The sequence below is a fragment of the Nicoliella sp. ESL1120 genome, assembly GCF_058508515.1.
In genome coordinates, this window is the sequence record NZ_CP196383.1 from 1,254,031 (window position 1) to 1,268,855 (window position 14,825).

Annotated in this window: 9 protein-coding genes, 10 tRNA genes, 3 rRNA genes, 1 riboswitch and 1 other annotated feature (1 of these 24 running past the window's edge); of the genes, 2 read left to right on the top strand and 20 right to left on the bottom strand. The window is 40.2% G+C overall.

Features of this window, described 5'->3' with window-relative positions:
* Positions 1-205 (bottom strand) — a binding site (T-box leader) (it extends 12 nt beyond the left edge of the window).
* 64 nt (positions 206-269) lie between these two features.
* On the top strand, positions 270-857 hold the full coding sequence (mnmM, locus tag ACSYTE_RS05360; protein ID WP_491716428.1) for a tRNA 5-(aminomethyl)-2-thiouridylate-methyltransferase MnmM: 588 nt from the start codon (positions 270-272) through the stop codon (positions 855-857).
* 10 nt (positions 858-867) lie between these two features.
* On the opposite strand, the gene ACSYTE_RS05365 is transcribed toward mnmM, so the two are convergent.
* The 16 genes from ACSYTE_RS05365 to ACSYTE_RS05440 all read right to left on the bottom strand — a co-directional run bounded on the left by ACSYTE_RS05365 (position 868) and on the right by ACSYTE_RS05440 (position 10,576).
* Positions 868-2,340, bottom strand: coding sequence for an MDR family MFS transporter (locus tag ACSYTE_RS05365; RefSeq protein WP_491716429.1), 1,473 nt, complete (start codon positions 2,338-2,340; stop codon positions 868-870).
* A 62-nt stretch (positions 2,341-2,402) separates the two neighbouring features.
* The gene (gene metK / locus ACSYTE_RS05370; RefSeq protein WP_491716430.1) at positions 2,403-3,596 is read right to left on the bottom strand and encodes a methionine adenosyltransferase; all 1,194 of its coding nucleotides are present in this window, start codon (positions 3,594-3,596) and stop codon (positions 2,403-2,405) included.
* Between the two features lie 2 nt (positions 3,597-3,598).
* A riboswitch (SMK box riboswitch) is annotated at positions 3,599-3,680 on the bottom strand.
* Positions 3,681-3,794: 114 nt separating this feature from the next.
* Positions 3,795-3,879: transfer RNA gene (locus ACSYTE_RS05375), tRNA-Leu, on the bottom strand.
* Positions 3,880-3,895: 16 nt separating this feature from the next.
* A tRNA-Cys gene (locus tag ACSYTE_RS05380) sits at positions 3,896-3,966 on the bottom strand.
* Positions 3,967-4,038: 72 nt separating this feature from the next.
* Positions 4,039-4,111, bottom strand: a tRNA-His gene (locus ACSYTE_RS05385).
* Between the two features lie 12 nt (positions 4,112-4,123).
* A tRNA-Trp gene (locus tag ACSYTE_RS05390) sits at positions 4,124-4,194 on the bottom strand.
* 6 nt (positions 4,195-4,200) lie between these two features.
* Positions 4,201-4,283, bottom strand: a tRNA-Tyr gene (locus tag ACSYTE_RS05395).
* 5 nt (positions 4,284-4,288) lie between these two features.
* Positions 4,289-4,361, bottom strand: a tRNA-Phe gene (locus ACSYTE_RS05400).
* Between the two features lie 46 nt (positions 4,362-4,407).
* Positions 4,408-4,481: transfer RNA gene (locus ACSYTE_RS05405), tRNA-Asp, on the bottom strand.
* 42 nt (positions 4,482-4,523) lie between these two features.
* Positions 4,524-4,595, bottom strand: a tRNA-Glu gene (locus ACSYTE_RS05410).
* 13 nt (positions 4,596-4,608) lie between these two features.
* Positions 4,609-4,699, bottom strand: a tRNA-Ser gene (locus ACSYTE_RS05415).
* A gap of 5 nt (positions 4,700-4,704) precedes the next feature.
* A tRNA-Asn gene (locus ACSYTE_RS05420) sits at positions 4,705-4,777 on the bottom strand.
* A 6-nt stretch (positions 4,778-4,783) separates the two neighbouring features.
* Positions 4,784-4,900 (bottom strand): 5S ribosomal RNA (gene rrf, locus ACSYTE_RS05425).
* A 71-nt stretch (positions 4,901-4,971) separates the two neighbouring features.
* Positions 4,972-7,887 (bottom strand): 23S ribosomal RNA (locus ACSYTE_RS05430).
* Between the two features lie 221 nt (positions 7,888-8,108).
* Positions 8,109-9,684 (bottom strand): 16S ribosomal RNA (locus tag ACSYTE_RS05435).
* Together the 16S, 23S and 5S rRNA genes with 10 tRNA genes alongside form the textbook arrangement of a ribosomal RNA operon.
* Before the next feature lie 301 nt (positions 9,685-9,985).
* Positions 9,986-10,576, bottom strand: coding sequence for a peptidylprolyl isomerase (locus tag ACSYTE_RS05440; RefSeq protein WP_491716431.1), 591 nt, complete (start codon positions 10,574-10,576; stop codon positions 9,986-9,988).
* 175 nt (positions 10,577-10,751) lie between these two features.
* Here ACSYTE_RS05440 and ACSYTE_RS05445 point away from each other — a divergent pair, with 175 nt between their 5' ends.
* A complete protein-coding gene (locus ACSYTE_RS05445) occupies positions 10,752-11,390 on the top strand; it encodes a VTT domain-containing protein (protein WP_491716432.1) in 639 nt (212 codons plus the stop codon).
* A gap of 23 nt (positions 11,391-11,413) precedes the next feature.
* Here the strand turns inward: ACSYTE_RS05445 and ACSYTE_RS05450 are convergent, their stop codons facing one another.
* The 4 genes from ACSYTE_RS05450 to ACSYTE_RS05465 are packed head-to-tail and all read right to left on the bottom strand — an operon-like array spanning position 11,414 to position 14,822.
* Complete coding sequence (locus ACSYTE_RS05450) at positions 11,414-12,040, bottom strand: TIGR01906 family membrane protein (RefSeq protein ID WP_491716433.1); 627 nt, start codon at positions 12,038-12,040, stop codon at positions 11,414-11,416.
* Entirely contained in the window at positions 12,033-12,815 is a 783-nt protein-coding gene (locus ACSYTE_RS05455) for a TIGR01457 family HAD-type hydrolase (protein WP_491716434.1), read from the bottom strand. The genes ACSYTE_RS05450 and ACSYTE_RS05455 overlap by 8 nt, the downstream gene beginning before the upstream one ends.
* Positions 12,816-12,834: 19 nt before the next feature.
* Positions 12,835-13,407 carry a YutD family protein gene (locus tag ACSYTE_RS05460; protein WP_491716435.1) on the bottom strand — a complete coding sequence of 191 codons (573 nt, stop codon included), beginning with the start codon at positions 13,405-13,407 and terminating at the stop codon, positions 12,835-12,837.
* 14 nt (positions 13,408-13,421) lie between these two features.
* Positions 13,422-14,822, bottom strand: a complete 1,401-nt coding sequence (locus tag ACSYTE_RS05465) for a bifunctional metallophosphatase/5'-nucleotidase (protein WP_491716436.1) — start codon at positions 14,820-14,822, stop codon at positions 13,422-13,424.
* Positions 14,823-14,825 lie beyond the last annotated feature (3 nt).

Below are 14,825 nucleotides of genomic sequence, written 5' to 3' on the forward strand. Positions count from 1 at the left end.
TATTCCGCGTTACCACCTAAATTCTTTACCCAAAAAGGCAAAGCACTCGAGTCCTTAACGCGGAAAACGTTTTAATCTACTTATTTATTAGTTTCAATTAAGAATTAATAACGATGAGTTCGTCGGTTAATTATCTAAATTCACACTAACCATTTAGTCTCTGAAAAAAATTAAGCCCACTACTATTTCGTCTAATTTATGTTGTTCAATTTAATGTTATAATAGCAAAGTTAACTCATAAAAGCAAGCGAACTACTCATTTAATTTTAATGAAGGGACGAATCGTTATCATGAAAATCAAACCCGCTTTATATTACAGCCATTCATTACTCCAAACGGTCGTTGAACACGGTGACACCGTTATTGATGCGACCGTAGGCAACGGCAATGACACAGAATTTTTAGCAAATTTGGTAGGACCCAATGGAATGGTTTATGGTTTTGACATTCAAGAATTAGCAATTGAGCATACCAATAAACGACTGGCAGAGCAGAATTTATTGAACCAAGTAAAACTTTATCATCGCGGTCATGAACAAATAAATAATACCCTTCCACCTGAACAACTAATTCGGGCTGCAACCTTTAATTTAGGCTATCTGCCAGGTAGTGACCATAAAAAAATTACTACTGCTAATACAACCATTCCAGCAATCAAGGCGTGCCTAGCACGGTTACAGCCAAATGGTATCATAACGATCGTTTTATACTATGGACACCCTGGGGGTAAAAATGAAAAAGAGCTTGTAATTCAATTTTCTGAACAACTCGATCAAAAAGAGTTCACAGTATTAAAATATCAATTCATCAATCAGGTCAATAATCCACCCATTTTGATTGCCATCCAAAAAAGATGATGCCTAAATTCTAGGCAACATCTTTTTTACGATAGGTAATATTAATAATTAAAGCTAAAGCCACAATAACCGTCCCCACTAAAAAGACATCATGCAGGGAGTTATACAAAATATTTTTTAAATTAGGGAGTAACTTAGCCGGAAGTGTTGCTGCTGTGACTGGATCCATTAACTTGTTAATCATTTTAATTGAAGTTCCAGAAACTTGCAGGGTCCCGACCCTTAATGAAGTATTCATAAAGATTCCAAAAATTGCAATAAATAAGGTTTGTCCAACCGTTCGACACAAAACATTAAATGAAGTAGCAGCCCCAACATTATTGTCAGCAACTTTATTTTGTACTACGACAATCGGATTCGTAGTGGCAATCCCAAATCCTAACCCACAAATTGATGTTAATAAGATAAATAAATTAAATGCCATTGTTTGTGGAGCAAGCACTAATCCAAAAGCACCTATTAATACTAAAACGATTCCAATGGTCGTAACATCTCTGGAATGTAATCGCGTAATTAACCAACCTGATACAAATGAACCTAATATCCAAAGAATCGAGCTAGGTGTAATTGCTAATCCAGCAAGGGACGCCCTTAATCCCATTAATCCTTGAATCCAGTTGGGAACATAAACTTCAATACACATTACAAAGCCACTAATAAAAAACGTTACAATATTTTGAGCAACAAAGGAACGATGTTTAAACATGCCCATCGGAATAATTGGTTCGACACATGAATGTTCTCTTCGAATAAATAAAATAAAGCTAACGAACAAAATAACAAATAAAAACGCTAGTCGACCTAAATTAATATTGCGATCACCAATGAGTTGAATCATTGCCATCAAGGATAATAGAATTACTGCTAAATAAATCGTCCCTAAGTAATCAATATTCATTGTCTTTCGATCATGATCTTCATTCAAATAGAATGCAATTACCCCTAATATAATTAAACCAATTGGAATATTTAATAGAAAAATCCAACGCCAATTAAATGTATCAACGATAAATCCTCCCAATAATGGTGCAATTACAGCTGAAATCCCCCACCCCGCTCCGTTTAAGCCAATTACTTTAGAACGTTTGGAAAATGGATAGATATCAGCAATTATTGCATATGAAATGGGTAAAATCACGCCCGCACCAATTCCTTGAATTGCACGCCAAATAATCAACATTTGCATACTGGTAGCTAATCCAGATAATAGTGAACCAGCAATAAAGACACTCAAGCCAGTAATTAAAACTCTTTTTCTGCCAAGTTGATCAGATAATTTCCCATAAATGGGGGTTGCAACTGAACTGGTTAATAAATAAATAGAAAAGACCCAATTCATTAATGAAACTCCATGTAGTTCTCCAACGATCGTTGGCATTGCTGTTGACACAATTGTTCCTTCGATCGAGCTTAAAAAAGTTCCAACAAATAACGCAATTGTAATAATTAAGGTATTCTTTTCACTATTTTGTTCGTTATTCATATTTCCACCTATCTTAAATAATAAAAAGCCCACCCGTTAATATAGGTGGGCTTTTTATTTAATTATTTATTAAATAATGATTTTAATTCATCAACTTTATCTGTGTGTTCCCATGGTAGATCAACATCAGTTCTACCAAAGTGTCCATAAGCAGCAGTTGGTTCATAAATTGGTCTTTGAAGATCAAGCATTTTAATAATTCCAGCAGGTCTCAAATCAAATACCTTTCGAACAGCTGTCGTTAAAGCTTCCTCTGAAAATTCACTCGTGTCATAAGTATCAATTGAAATCGAAACAGGTTCTGCAACCCCAATGGCATAAGCAAGTTGAATTTCAACTTTATGAGCAAGCCCTGCTGCAACGATATTTTTAGCAATGTATCTTGCAGCATAACTAGCAGAACGGTCTACCTTAGTAGCATCCTTACCTGAAAAAGCTCCTCCACCATGATGAGCAGCCCCACCATAGGTATCAACAATAATCTTTCGACCAGTTAAACCAGCATCACCCTGTGGACCACCAATTACGAAACGACCAGTTGGATTAATGAAATACTTGGTTTTATCATCGAGTAAATCATTAGGGATAACTACTTTAATGACTTTATTTATAATATCTTCCCTAATTTGATCTAAATTAGCCTCTGGACTGTGTTGAGTACTAATAACAACTGTATCAACTCTAAATGGTTTATCGTTGTCATCATATTCGACCGTAACTTCAGCCTTAGCATCAGGTCTTAAATAAGAAATGGTACCATTTTTTCTAACTTCTGCAGTTTTGCGCATCAATTTATGGCTAAGTGAAATTGGAAGTGGCATTAATTCAGGAGTTTCGTCAATCGCATACCCAAACATAATTCCTTGATCACCAGCACCAATTTTATTTAAAATATCGTCGTCTGATCCTTCACGGCTTTCAAGAGCATCATCAACCCCTTGTGCAATATCTGGTGATTGTTCATCAATTGCAACCATTACAGCACAAGTATCAGCATCAAAGCCTAAAGAACTGTTAGTATAACCAATTCTTCTAATTGTATCTCTAACTACTTTCTGAATATTTACATATGCAGTCGTAGAAATTTCACCAAATACAAGCACTAATCCAGTTGTGACTGAAGTTTCACAAGCAACCCGTGCATTTGGATCCTTTGCAAGTAGTGCATCTAAAATTGCATCACTAATCTGATCAGCAATTTTATCTGGATGGCCTTCAGAAACAGATTCTGAAGTAAATAAATGTCTTTCTCTCATAATATATTAATTCCCCCTAATTATTTTGGTTACAAGGCAGCTTCACTGAATGTGAATCCTATCGGGAATAGACTCATAACTATATAAGAGTATCATAAAAGTAATCGAATTAAAAGAATGGTATGATTCAATTGTTCAAAAATTAATCAAAAGCACAAAAAAAGATTCTCATAGTAAATATGAGAATCTTTTTTAAGATACCGGAGGTGGGGTTCGAACCCACACGACCTAAACGGTCACTGGATTTTGAGTCCAGCGCGTCTGCCAATTCCGCCACTCCGGCAAAAAATATAAAACAAAGGCGGTAACCGGATTTGAACCGGTGATAAAGGTTTTGCAGACCTCTGCCTTACCACTTGGCTATACCGCCATTTCAAACTATTAAAGAAAGTTATCACCATGGGATAAAGCCTAATAATCAAACTATTTAGTTTGAATTAAGGGCGGTATGTGGGAATCGAACCCACGCGTGTCGGATCCACAAACCGATGTGTTAACCACTTCACCAATACCGCCATAGCATTAAACAGGGATAGTAGGAATCGAACCCACATCAACGGTTTTGGAGACCGGTATTCTGCCCTTGAACTATATCCCTAAATTATGGAGGGGAGTGGATTCGAACCACCGAACCCGAAGGAGCGGATTTACAGTCCGCCGCGTTTAGCCAGACTTCGCTACCCCTCCGTAAATGGCGCGGGACAGAATCGAACTGCCGACACACGGAGCTTCAATCCGTTGCTCTACCAACTGAGCTACCGAGCCAAAAAATTGCTAGGGTAAATATTTAATTTTTGAATTAATCAAAAAACGGTCCGTACGAGACTCGAACTCGTGATCTCCGCCGTGACAGGGCGGCGTCATAACCAACTGGACCAACGGACCATTTTTTTGCAATTTTATATCATTAGTAAAATTAATTACTAATGACCCGTACGGGATTCGAACCCATGTTACTGCCGTGAAAGGGCAGTGTCTTAACCACTTGACCAACGGGTCATACAACATAGTATGGAGAGTGAGGGATTCGAACCCTCGAAACAGGCTTTAACCCGTTTACATCATTTCCAATGATGCTCCTTCGGCCTCTCGGACAACTCTCCAAGAACTCCGGCAGGCGGGCTCGAACCGTCGACAACCTGATTAACAGTCAGGTGCTCTACCAACTGAGCTATGCCGGAATAATTGCGTGGCAACGTCCTATCCTTGCAGGGGGCGATCCCCCAACTACTTTTGGCGTTCAAAAGCTTAACTTCTGTGTTCGACATGGGAACAGGTGTATCCTTCTGGCCATCATCACCACACTATTTAACTGCGAGAACTTCGTTCTCTCAAAACTAGATAATATCTTATTCTTCCGTGAGAACAACCTTACTTGGTTAAGTCCTCGACCAATTAGTACTGGTCCGCTCCATGCATCACTGCACTTCCACTTCCAGCCTATCTACCTGATCATCTTTCAGGGGTCTTACTTCCATAAAGGAATGGGAAATCTCATCTCGAGGTGGGTTTCACACTTAGATGCTTTCAGCGTTTATCTCATCCATACATAGCTACCCAGCGATGCGCCTGGCGGCACAACTGGTACACCAGCGGTATGTCCACTCCGGTCCTCTCGTACTAAGAGCAGCTCCTCTCAAATTTCCTACGCCCGCGACGGATAGGGACCGAACTGTCTCACGACGTTCTGAACCCAGCTCGCGTACCGCTTTAATGGGCGAACAGCCCAACCCTTGGGACCAACTACAGCCCCAGGATGCGATGAGCCGACATCGAGGTGCCAAACCTCCCCGTCGATGTGAACTCTTGGGGGAGATAAGCCTGTTATCCCCAGGGTAGCTTTTATCCGTTGAGCGATGGCCCTTCCATACGGTACCACCGGATCACTAAGCCCGACTTTCGTCCCTGCTCGACCTGTATGTCTCGCAGTCAAGCTCCCTTCTGCCTTTACACTCGTCGAATGATTTCCAACCATTCTGAGGGAACCTTTGGGCGCCTCCGTTACTGTTTAGGAGGCGACCGCCCCAGTCAAACTGCCAACCAGACACTGTCTCCCACCACGATCAGTGGTGCGGGTTAGAGTGTTCATACAGCGAGGGTAGTATCCCACCAATGCCTCCATCGAGACTAGCGTCCCGACTTCTATGGCTCCTACCTATCCTGTACAAGCTATACAAACACCCAATATCAAGTTACAGTAAAGCTCCATGGGGTCTTTCCGTCCTGTCGCGGGTAACCTGCTTCTTCACAGGTATCTCAATTTCACCGAGTCTCTCGTTGAGACAGTGCTCAGATCGTTACGCCTTTCGTGCGGGTCGGAACTTACCCGACAAGGAATTTCGCTACCTTAGGACCGTTATAGTTACGGCCGCCGTTTACTGGGGCTTCGTTTCTGGGCTTCGCCGAAGCTAACTCATCCACTTAACCTTCCAGCACCGGGCAGGCGTCAGCCCCTATACTTCATCTTACGATTTTGCAGAAACCTGTGTTTTTGATAAACAGTCGCCTGAGCTTTTTCACTGCGGCTGCACATAGTGCAGCACCCCTTCTCCCGAAGTTACGGGGTCATTTTGCCGAGTTCCTTAACGAGAGTTCACTCGCTCACCTTAGGATTCTCTCCTCGACTACCTGTGTCGGTTTGCGGTACGGGTAGTTAACTACTAACTAGAAACTTTTCTCGGTAGTGTGACATCAACGACTTCCCTACTAAATTTCGGTCCTCATCACACCTTGTCAACACGGTATTAAGCATTTGACTCAATACCTGACTTAGTGCTTGAACATCCATATCCAACAGGATGCTACGTTTAGCCTCCTACGTCCTTCCATCGGTCAAACATAGTTAACTAGTACAGGAATCTCAACCTGTTATCCATCGCCTACGCCTCTCGGCCTCGGCTTAGGTCCCGACTAACCCTGGGAGGACGAGCCTTCCCCAGGAAACCTTAGTCATTCGGTGGATCAGATTCTCACTGATCTTTCGCTACTCATACCGGCATTCTCACTTCTAAGCGCTCCACCAGTCCTTACGGTCTGGCTTCATTGCCCTTAGAACGCTCTCCTATCACGCAACATAAGTTGCGTCCACAATCTCGGTAATATGCTTAGCCCCGGTAAATTTTCGGCGCAGAATCACTCGACTAGTGAGCTATTACGCACTCTTTAAATGGTGGCTGCTTCTGAGCCAACATCCTAGTTGTCTATGCAACTCCACATCCTTTTCCACTCAGCATATATTTAGGGACCTTAATTGGTGGTCTGGGCTGTTCCCCTTTCGACGGTGGATCTTATCACTCATCGTCTGACTCCTGGATATAAATCAATGGCATTCGGAGTTTATCTGAATTTAGTAACCCAAGACGGGCCCCTCACCCAAACAGTGCTCTACTTCCATGATTCTCGACTCCAAGGCTAACCCTAAAGCTATTTCGGAGAGAACCAGCTATCTCCAAGTTCGTTTGGAATTTCACCGCTACCCACACCTCATCCCAGCACTTTTCAACGTACACGGGTTCGGCCCTCCGGTGTGTTTTACCACACTTTCAGCCTGGACATGGGTAGATCACCTGGTTTCGGGTCTATCACAACATACTATATCGCCCTATTCAGACTCGCTTTCGCTACGGCTCCGACTTTTCATCTTAACCTTGCATGTTATCATAACTCGCCGGTTCATTCTGCAAGAGGCACGCTATCACCCATTAACGGGCTCTAACTGCTTGTAGGCACATGGTTTCAGGAACTATTTCACTCCCCTTCCGGGGTGCTTTTCACCTTTCCCTCACGGTACTGGTTCACTATCGGTCACTAGGGAGTATTTAGCCTTGGGAGATGGTCCTCCCGGATTCCGGCAATGTTTCACGTGTATTGCCGTACTCAGGATCCTGAACTGAGGGAATTAGATTTCGTCTACAGGGCTATCACCTTGTGTCGCAGAACTTCCCAGATCTTTCGACTATCTAATTCTTTGGTAACTCAAATGTTCAGTCCTACAACCCCACCGAGTAAACTCGATGGTTTGGGCTGTTCCCCGTTCGCTCGCCGCTACTGAGGGAATCGAATTTTCTTTCTCTTCCTGTGGGTACTTAGATGTTTCAGTTCCCCACGTCTGCCTTTCAATGAGTATGAATTCGTCATTGAATAATAAACGATTAAATTTATTGGGTTTCCCCATTCGGAAATCTCCGGATCAAAGCTTACGTACAGCTCCCCGAAGCATATCGGCGTTAGTCCCGTCCTTCATCGGCTCCTAGTACCAAGGCATCCACCATGCGCCCTTAATAACTTAACCTATTACCACGTAGTGGTATTTGGTTAATTGAGTAAATACGAATAAAACTAATTTAAAAAACTCAAAATAACGCGGTGTTCTCGGTTGAAATTGTATTTAATACAATTCAATAATTTGGAAAAATTAAAATATTATCTAGTTTTCAAAGAACCAAGTTTGAGAGTAGACCTCTCAAAACTAAACAAAACTATGACTGTGCAAGGTTCCGAATTATTCCTTAGAAAGGAGGTGATCCAGCCGCAGGTTCTCCTACGGCTACCTTGTTACGACTTCACCCTAATCATCAGTCCTACCTTAGGCGGCTAGCTCCTCAAAAGAGGTTACTGCACCGACTTTGGGTATTACTAACTCTCATGGTGTGACGGGCGGTGTGTACAAGACCCGGGAACGTATTCACCGTGGCATGCTGATCCACGATTACTAGTGATTCCAACTTCATGCAGGCGAGTTGCAGCCTGCAATCCGAACTGAGAACGGCTTTAAGAGATTAGCTTGACCTCGCGGTTTCGCAACTCGTTGTACCGTCCATTGTAGCACGTGTGTAGCCCAGGCCATAAGGGGCATGATGATTTGACGTCGTCCCCACCTTCCTCCGGTTTGTCACCGGCAGTCTCACTAGAGTGCCCAACTGAATGCTGGCAACTAATAATAGGGGTTGCGCTCGTTGCGGGACTTAACCCAACATCTCACGACACGAGCTGACGACAACCATGCACCACCTGTCATCCTGTCCCCGAAGGGAACGGCTAATCTCTTAGCTTTGCAGGAGATGTCAAGGCCTGGTAAGGTTCTTCGCGTAGCATCGAATTAAACCACATGCTCCACCACTTGTGCGGGTCCCCGTCAATTCCTTTGAGTTTCAACCTTGCGGTCGTACTCCCCAGGCGGAATGCTTAATGCGTTAGCTGCGGCACTAAAGGGCGGAAACCCTCTAACACCTAGCATTCATCGTTTACGGCATGGACTACCAGGGTATCTAATCCTGTTTGCTACCCATGCTTTCGAGCCTCAGCGTCAGTTACAGACCAGACAGCCGCCTTCGCCACTGGTGTTCTTCCATATATCTACGCATTTCACCGCTACACATGGAGTTCCACTGTCCTCTTCTGCACTCAAGTTTCTCAGTTTCCGATGCACTTCTCCGGTTAAGCCGAAGGCTTTCACATCAGACTTAAAAAACCGCCTGCGCTCGCTTTACGCCCAATAAATCCGGACAACGTTTGCCACCTACGTATTACCGCGGCTGCTGGCACGTAGTTAGCCGTGACTTTCTGGTTAAATACCGTCAAAGCTTGATCATTTCCTATCAAACTTGTTCTTCTTTAACAACAGAGTTTTACGAGCCGAAACCCTTCTTCACTCACGCGGCGTTGCTCCATCAGACTTGCGTCCATTGTGGAAGATTCCCTACTGCTGCCTCCCGTAGGAGTATGGGCCGTGTCTCAGTCCCATTGTGGCCGATTACCCTCTCAGGTCGGCTACGTATCATTGCCTTGGTAGGCCATTACCCCACCAACAAGCTAATACGCCGCAGGTCCATCCTAAAGTGATGCAAACGCATCTTTCAAACAAAAGCCATGCGGTTTTTGTTGTTATGCGGTATTAGCACTTGTTTCCAAATGTTATCCCCCGCTTTAGGGCAAGTTACCTACGTGTTACTCACCAGTTCGCCACTCACTTCGATGTTAAGTCAAGTTAATGCAAGCATCAACTATCATTAACGGAAGTTCGTTCGACTTGCATGTATTAGGCACGCCGCCAACGTTCGTCCTGAGCCAGGATCAAACTCTCATCTTATGATGAAAAGCTTAACGTTAGCTCTTCTTAATTTTGTTACTTTTTAAAGCGAATTGACTTCGCATAAGTTTTTTGTACTTCATTTAAAATGAAGTTCCTTACACATTTTTTGTCATAATTTTGTTCAGTTTTCAAAGATCTACTTCAGTCAGCTTCTTTTATGATTTGAAACTAACTATTAAATGTTATCACAAAGTGTTGATTAATGTCAACATCTTTTGAATTTATTTTATAAATCAATCGATGTCTTTATGACAACAAAAAATATCTTAACAAGATTAACAGTTTAAGTCAACCCTTTTTATTTAGAAATTTTAATTTGATCAATTAAAACATCTTGCAATGGTTTGTCAGCTGAGTCAACCTTAACATTAGCTATCTTGTCAACAACGTTCATTCCACTAACCACTTGGCCAAAAACAGTGTGTCTAAAATCTAACCACGGGGTCCCACCATTCTTCTTATAAGCATCAATAATTGGTTTTGGAAAATTAGCGTCTTCAAGTTGATTTAATATTTCAGCATTGATTTTCTTACTTTGAACAATAAAGAATTGACTTCCATTTGTATTCGGACCAGCATTAGCCATCGATACTGCACCACGAATATTATAGAGTTGATCAGAAAATTCATCTTCAAATGGTTGATGCCAAATACTTTCACCACCATTACCCGTTCCGGTTGGATCGCCAGTTTGAATCATAAAATCATTAATCACCCTATGAAAGCTACAATGATCATAATAATTAGCATTAGCTAATTCAACAAAATTTTTTACAGTATTAGGGGCTTCATCAGGAAATAGTTGAATTTTAATGTTTCCCTTGCTGGTTTCGATAGTAGCATATAACCCATTTGCTTTATTCGTTTCTAATTGTGGGTATTCAGTCATTTTAATCCTCCTACTTGTTCAAAATTAATTAATCAAACACTAAATATTATCCATGGTTTTGCAGATAAAATCAAATGCTATCTTTTATTTTTTTATAAATTAGATTGCAAAAGCGAATCGGCTATTACCTTTTCTGCTAGAATGTAATTACTAAAATTTATGAGGAGCGAGTCTTTTGGGACAATTAATCGATTTCACACTAAACATTGATAAACATATTATCAATATTGTTAACAACTTTGGAAACTGGACTTATCTAATTTTATTTCTAGTCATATTAATTGAAACTGGTGCAGTCATCCTACCGTTTTTACCGGGGGATTCATTATTATTTGCTGCTGCAGCACTATCTGCAAATGCTAGTTATTCTTTAAATATTTGGATTTTTATTGGATTATTTTTAATTGCATCAATCGCTGGAGATTCAATTAATTTCTTAATTGGTTCGAAAGTAGGAACAAAAATGCTAAATAACAAATGGGTGCAAAAAGTAATTAAACCAGAACAGATCGAAAAAACAAACTACTTTTTTAAAAAGCACGGTTCTGCAGCAATCTTTTTAGCTAGATTTATGCCGATCATTCGGACATTAATCCCATTCGTTGCTGCTAGCAGTAAAATGAATTACAAACGATTCGCTATCCACAACATTCCTGCATGTTTCACCTGGGTATTAATCTGTTGCGGTGCTGGATACTTCTTCGGTAATATTCCTTTTATCAAAGAACATTTTTCAGCAGTTATTTTAGGAATTATTTTGATTTCATTAATGCCAGCGATCATTGGGCTAATCAAAGAAAAAATTAGTAAATAAAAACCACCGTAACGGTGGTTTTTTTATTTTAGATCGCGTTTACCAAGATAATATAATAAGCAATTTAAAACGGCGATGAAAATAATTAATAGCAAAAATGATTGAACGAAAAAACCAATTGGCAGTGCATTAATAATGGGATCGTAATCAGGATTAAAAATCCAATCTTGGTTTCTAAAAACCAATTTGTGAAAAAGGATAAACCACTTATCAAAATTAACTAATACAACCGTTACCAATGCTAATAACGTAATCATTAACACCTTAATCGGTACCATCATTCTCCATCGTTGCTTTAACAATGATAATTTTATTATTCCCCTCAAAGTAAACAACCCTGAAACAACCATAAAAAGATTGTTGAAAATAATTAAATGTTTAACATCACTAAAATGCTTGATTCCATTAGCAGTTGAGGCAAAATGATGAAATTTTAAGTGTTGATAAAAAGGATTTTGAATATAGTTTATGATTCTTAAATAATCACCCATAATAAAATTCGCTTTGATTCCAGTTGACCGTTCTAAATTCATTAAATGAATATCAATCCAGTAAAGCGGTGTTAAATTAACGACTAAAAAAATTGCTAAACTTAAACAAAAAAGCTCTAATAATAGGCAAAAAAGATAATCTCGCCAATTGCTAATCATTAGTTAATTTCCAATCATCCAAAGAATTAATTTGCCAAGTTGGCTTAATATCCTTTTGAGCAATCTGTTCTCTAGTTGATACTCCTGTATATACTAATAAAGTATCAATTCCGAAGTTGATTCCAGCCGAAATATCAGTCATATAGTTATCACCAACCATCACCACTTCTTCTTTTTTTAAGCCAATAATTTTTAAAGCATTTTCTAAAATGATCGCCTTAGGCTTTCCGATCAAAGTGGGAACAGTTTGAGTTGCATAACGAACTAAGTCTACTAATGATCCAGCGCCTGGCAACATTCCGCGTTCATTTGGGATATTAGTATCTGGATTGGTTCCAATGAACTTAGCCCCATGTTGAATCGCAAGGGTCGCTACACAAAATTTTTCATAAGTGACCTCAGTATCTAATCCAACTACTACATAATCAGGATTATCACTAGTAATTTCAAAATTGCGGGCTTCAAGTGCATCTACCAAACCGGTTTCCCCAATTACATATGCCTTACGATGAGTAGCATCTGCATCATCATTCATAAAATCAGCAGTCGCTAGCCCAGCTGTATATACATTTGATTCATCAACATGAATATCGTGGTTTTCTGATAAATTTGCGACCACATCCCTAGGTAACTTGGTCGTATTATTAGTAACAAATAAAAACGGAATTCCTGCTGCCTGAAGCCGCTCAATAAAACGCTTAGCCGCTGGAATCCTTTTTTTACCAGCATAAATGGTCCCGTCTAAATCAATAAAGTATCCCTTATAACGTTTCATAAATTAAATTGATTCTCCTTTACTTTTGCTTCTGTCTAATTTTGAAATGTCGTTTGCCCTTTTCTTTTGATTCAGAAACGATCATTGACTTTCGTTTTTCCAACGGCGGCTTTCTTTTAGTCACTTTCTCCTCAATAAAAGCATGCTTAGCACTTGTCCTCCGACTGCGGCCTCGATTGCTATTGGTTGAGCGACTATTACGATTACCCCTCCGTTTAGTTGGTTTTACTCTCTTTACCTCTTGATTGTGTAAAATAAAATATGGAGCACCAAAATTACAATATTCAACTAAAAAATCGCTTACTGCACTAATCTTATTAGTCGGATTAACATTTCGATCATCAGAATAAAAACCCGTTAAACGTAGTTGACCATATCCAATATCACCCAAAATATAATCATACTTACTAAAAAAGGTATTGTAAGCAAGCCTTAATTCTTCAATATCGAACGCTTCGCCCTTATTCGTAACTAATTGATAATGATAGCCATTAATCAATAAATCCGTATCATTAGTTTGGCTAATTTCTGCCAATGGTTTTCGACTGGTTCGACTTTCTTCAAATAGTTCTTCAATTTTGTTTCGGTCCAAGATACTCCTCCGCTCTAATTTTTATTCAGTGGATATTGAGTTGCTAAATAATCACTGAAGACATCCCGTAATGGTTGATCATAATACATGTGATTCTCACCCGCAATTGATACAGTTGGAAAAAATGGAATAAATAAATAGTGGTCCAACAATGCGATCGAGTAGCGTTCTTCATTTTTTACCACTGTCCCATCAAATTTTACAATATCATTTTTAGCATCATATTCAATCCCTGATAACTCTATTTTACCAAAAATATCACCTCGAAAGCCCATTCCCTTTTGCGGAAAACGACTTAAAAAGCGTTTATTTTTTTCAATTTCCCTCATCAAGCGCCATAAGTTATAGCCACTTAACGTCGTTTTCATTACATGCATAGAATGGGGCAGCAATTTATGAATTTGATTTTTATCAACTACCCCCGCTGGTAAATCGGTCAAAAATAAACCCGCATTGATAATTGCCGCCTTAGTGCCTGCCTTGTGTTTCATTGCAGCGAGCCCAATTTGACTGAATTCTCCACCATGAACCCAGTCCATCTTCATCTGATGGTCAATTGCTGCTACTTTGCGGTTAGCCAAGAGTTGCTCGCCCTTTAGTTCATATCCATCAATTTCGGCTTGATCACTAGCCAGTGCCGGTAAATCAGCTGTTTTTACAACGGAAGCCGATTTACTTATGACTTTATGATCATCGCCAATTTCTAGTTTTACCGTTCCAACATAATGACCCCACTTTTCACAACCAGTAAGGAGGGTATCATTATCCAATTCACCATTTACTAATAAGTGATGCGTATGTGAACCGAAAATAACATCAAATTGAGGATACTTAACTGCATTGGAGCGATCATTTCCAATCCCTAGATGCGATAACATAAACAAGACATCATATTGACCCTTATATTGTTCAAGCATTTTTTGAATGGCCACTTGCTCATTAATAGGCTGCCACCCCACTAGCGGATAGGTCAATACGTATGGAGCTGTGAACCCCATAATCAATACTCGCGTACCCTGCTTCGTTACGATTTTCTTGACGGGTTTAGCCCATTTAGGTTGTTCGCCAGTCTTTAAATCCTTTAAATTGCCCAACACAACGTCAAAATTCGCATCATCATAAAGATGATTCATTTGAGAATGTGTATTCGTGAGCCCCTCGTTATTACCAATCGTAACGGCATCATATTTAACTTCGTTCATTAGATGGATGTTGGCTTGACCGTTAGTCGCTTCCGTTAGTGGGTGGGCCCGATCAAAAGCATCTCCAACGTCAAAAACTAACACCTGATAACCATCAGCCTCTAATTTATTACGCTGGTTATTGATGTAACGTCTAATCTTTGGCCAATTTTCAAAATGTGAATGCATATCATTGGTATGCAGAATTGCTATTTTTTCTGTCAACGAAATCATCCC

What these genes read in the sequence shown, in the direction of transcription:
- mnmM (WP_491716428.1), top strand. Translation starts at nt 270, where the DNA reads ATGAAGGGACGAATCGTTATCATGAAAATCAAACCCGCTTTATATTAC.
- ACSYTE_RS05365 (WP_491716429.1), bottom strand. Translation starts at nt 2,340, where the DNA reads ATGAATAACGAACAAAATAGTGAAAAGAATACCTTAATTATTACAATT.
- metK (WP_491716430.1), bottom strand. Translation starts at nt 3,596, where the DNA reads ATGAGAGAAAGACATTTATTTACTTCAGAATCTGTTTCTGAAGGCCAT.
- ACSYTE_RS05440 (WP_491716431.1), bottom strand. Translation starts at nt 10,576, where the DNA reads ATGACTGAATACCCACAATTAGAAACGAATAAAGCAAATGGGTTATAT.
- ACSYTE_RS05450 (WP_491716433.1), bottom strand. Translation starts at nt 12,040, where the DNA reads ATGATTAGCAATTGGCGAGATTATCTTTTTTGCCTATTATTAGAGCTT.
- ACSYTE_RS05455 (WP_491716434.1), bottom strand. Translation starts at nt 12,815, where the DNA reads ATGAAACGTTATAAGGGATACTTTATTGATTTAGACGGGACCATTTAT.
- ACSYTE_RS05465 (WP_491716436.1), bottom strand. Translation starts at nt 14,822, where the DNA reads ATGATTTCGTTGACAGAAAAAATAGCAATTCTGCATACCAATGATATG.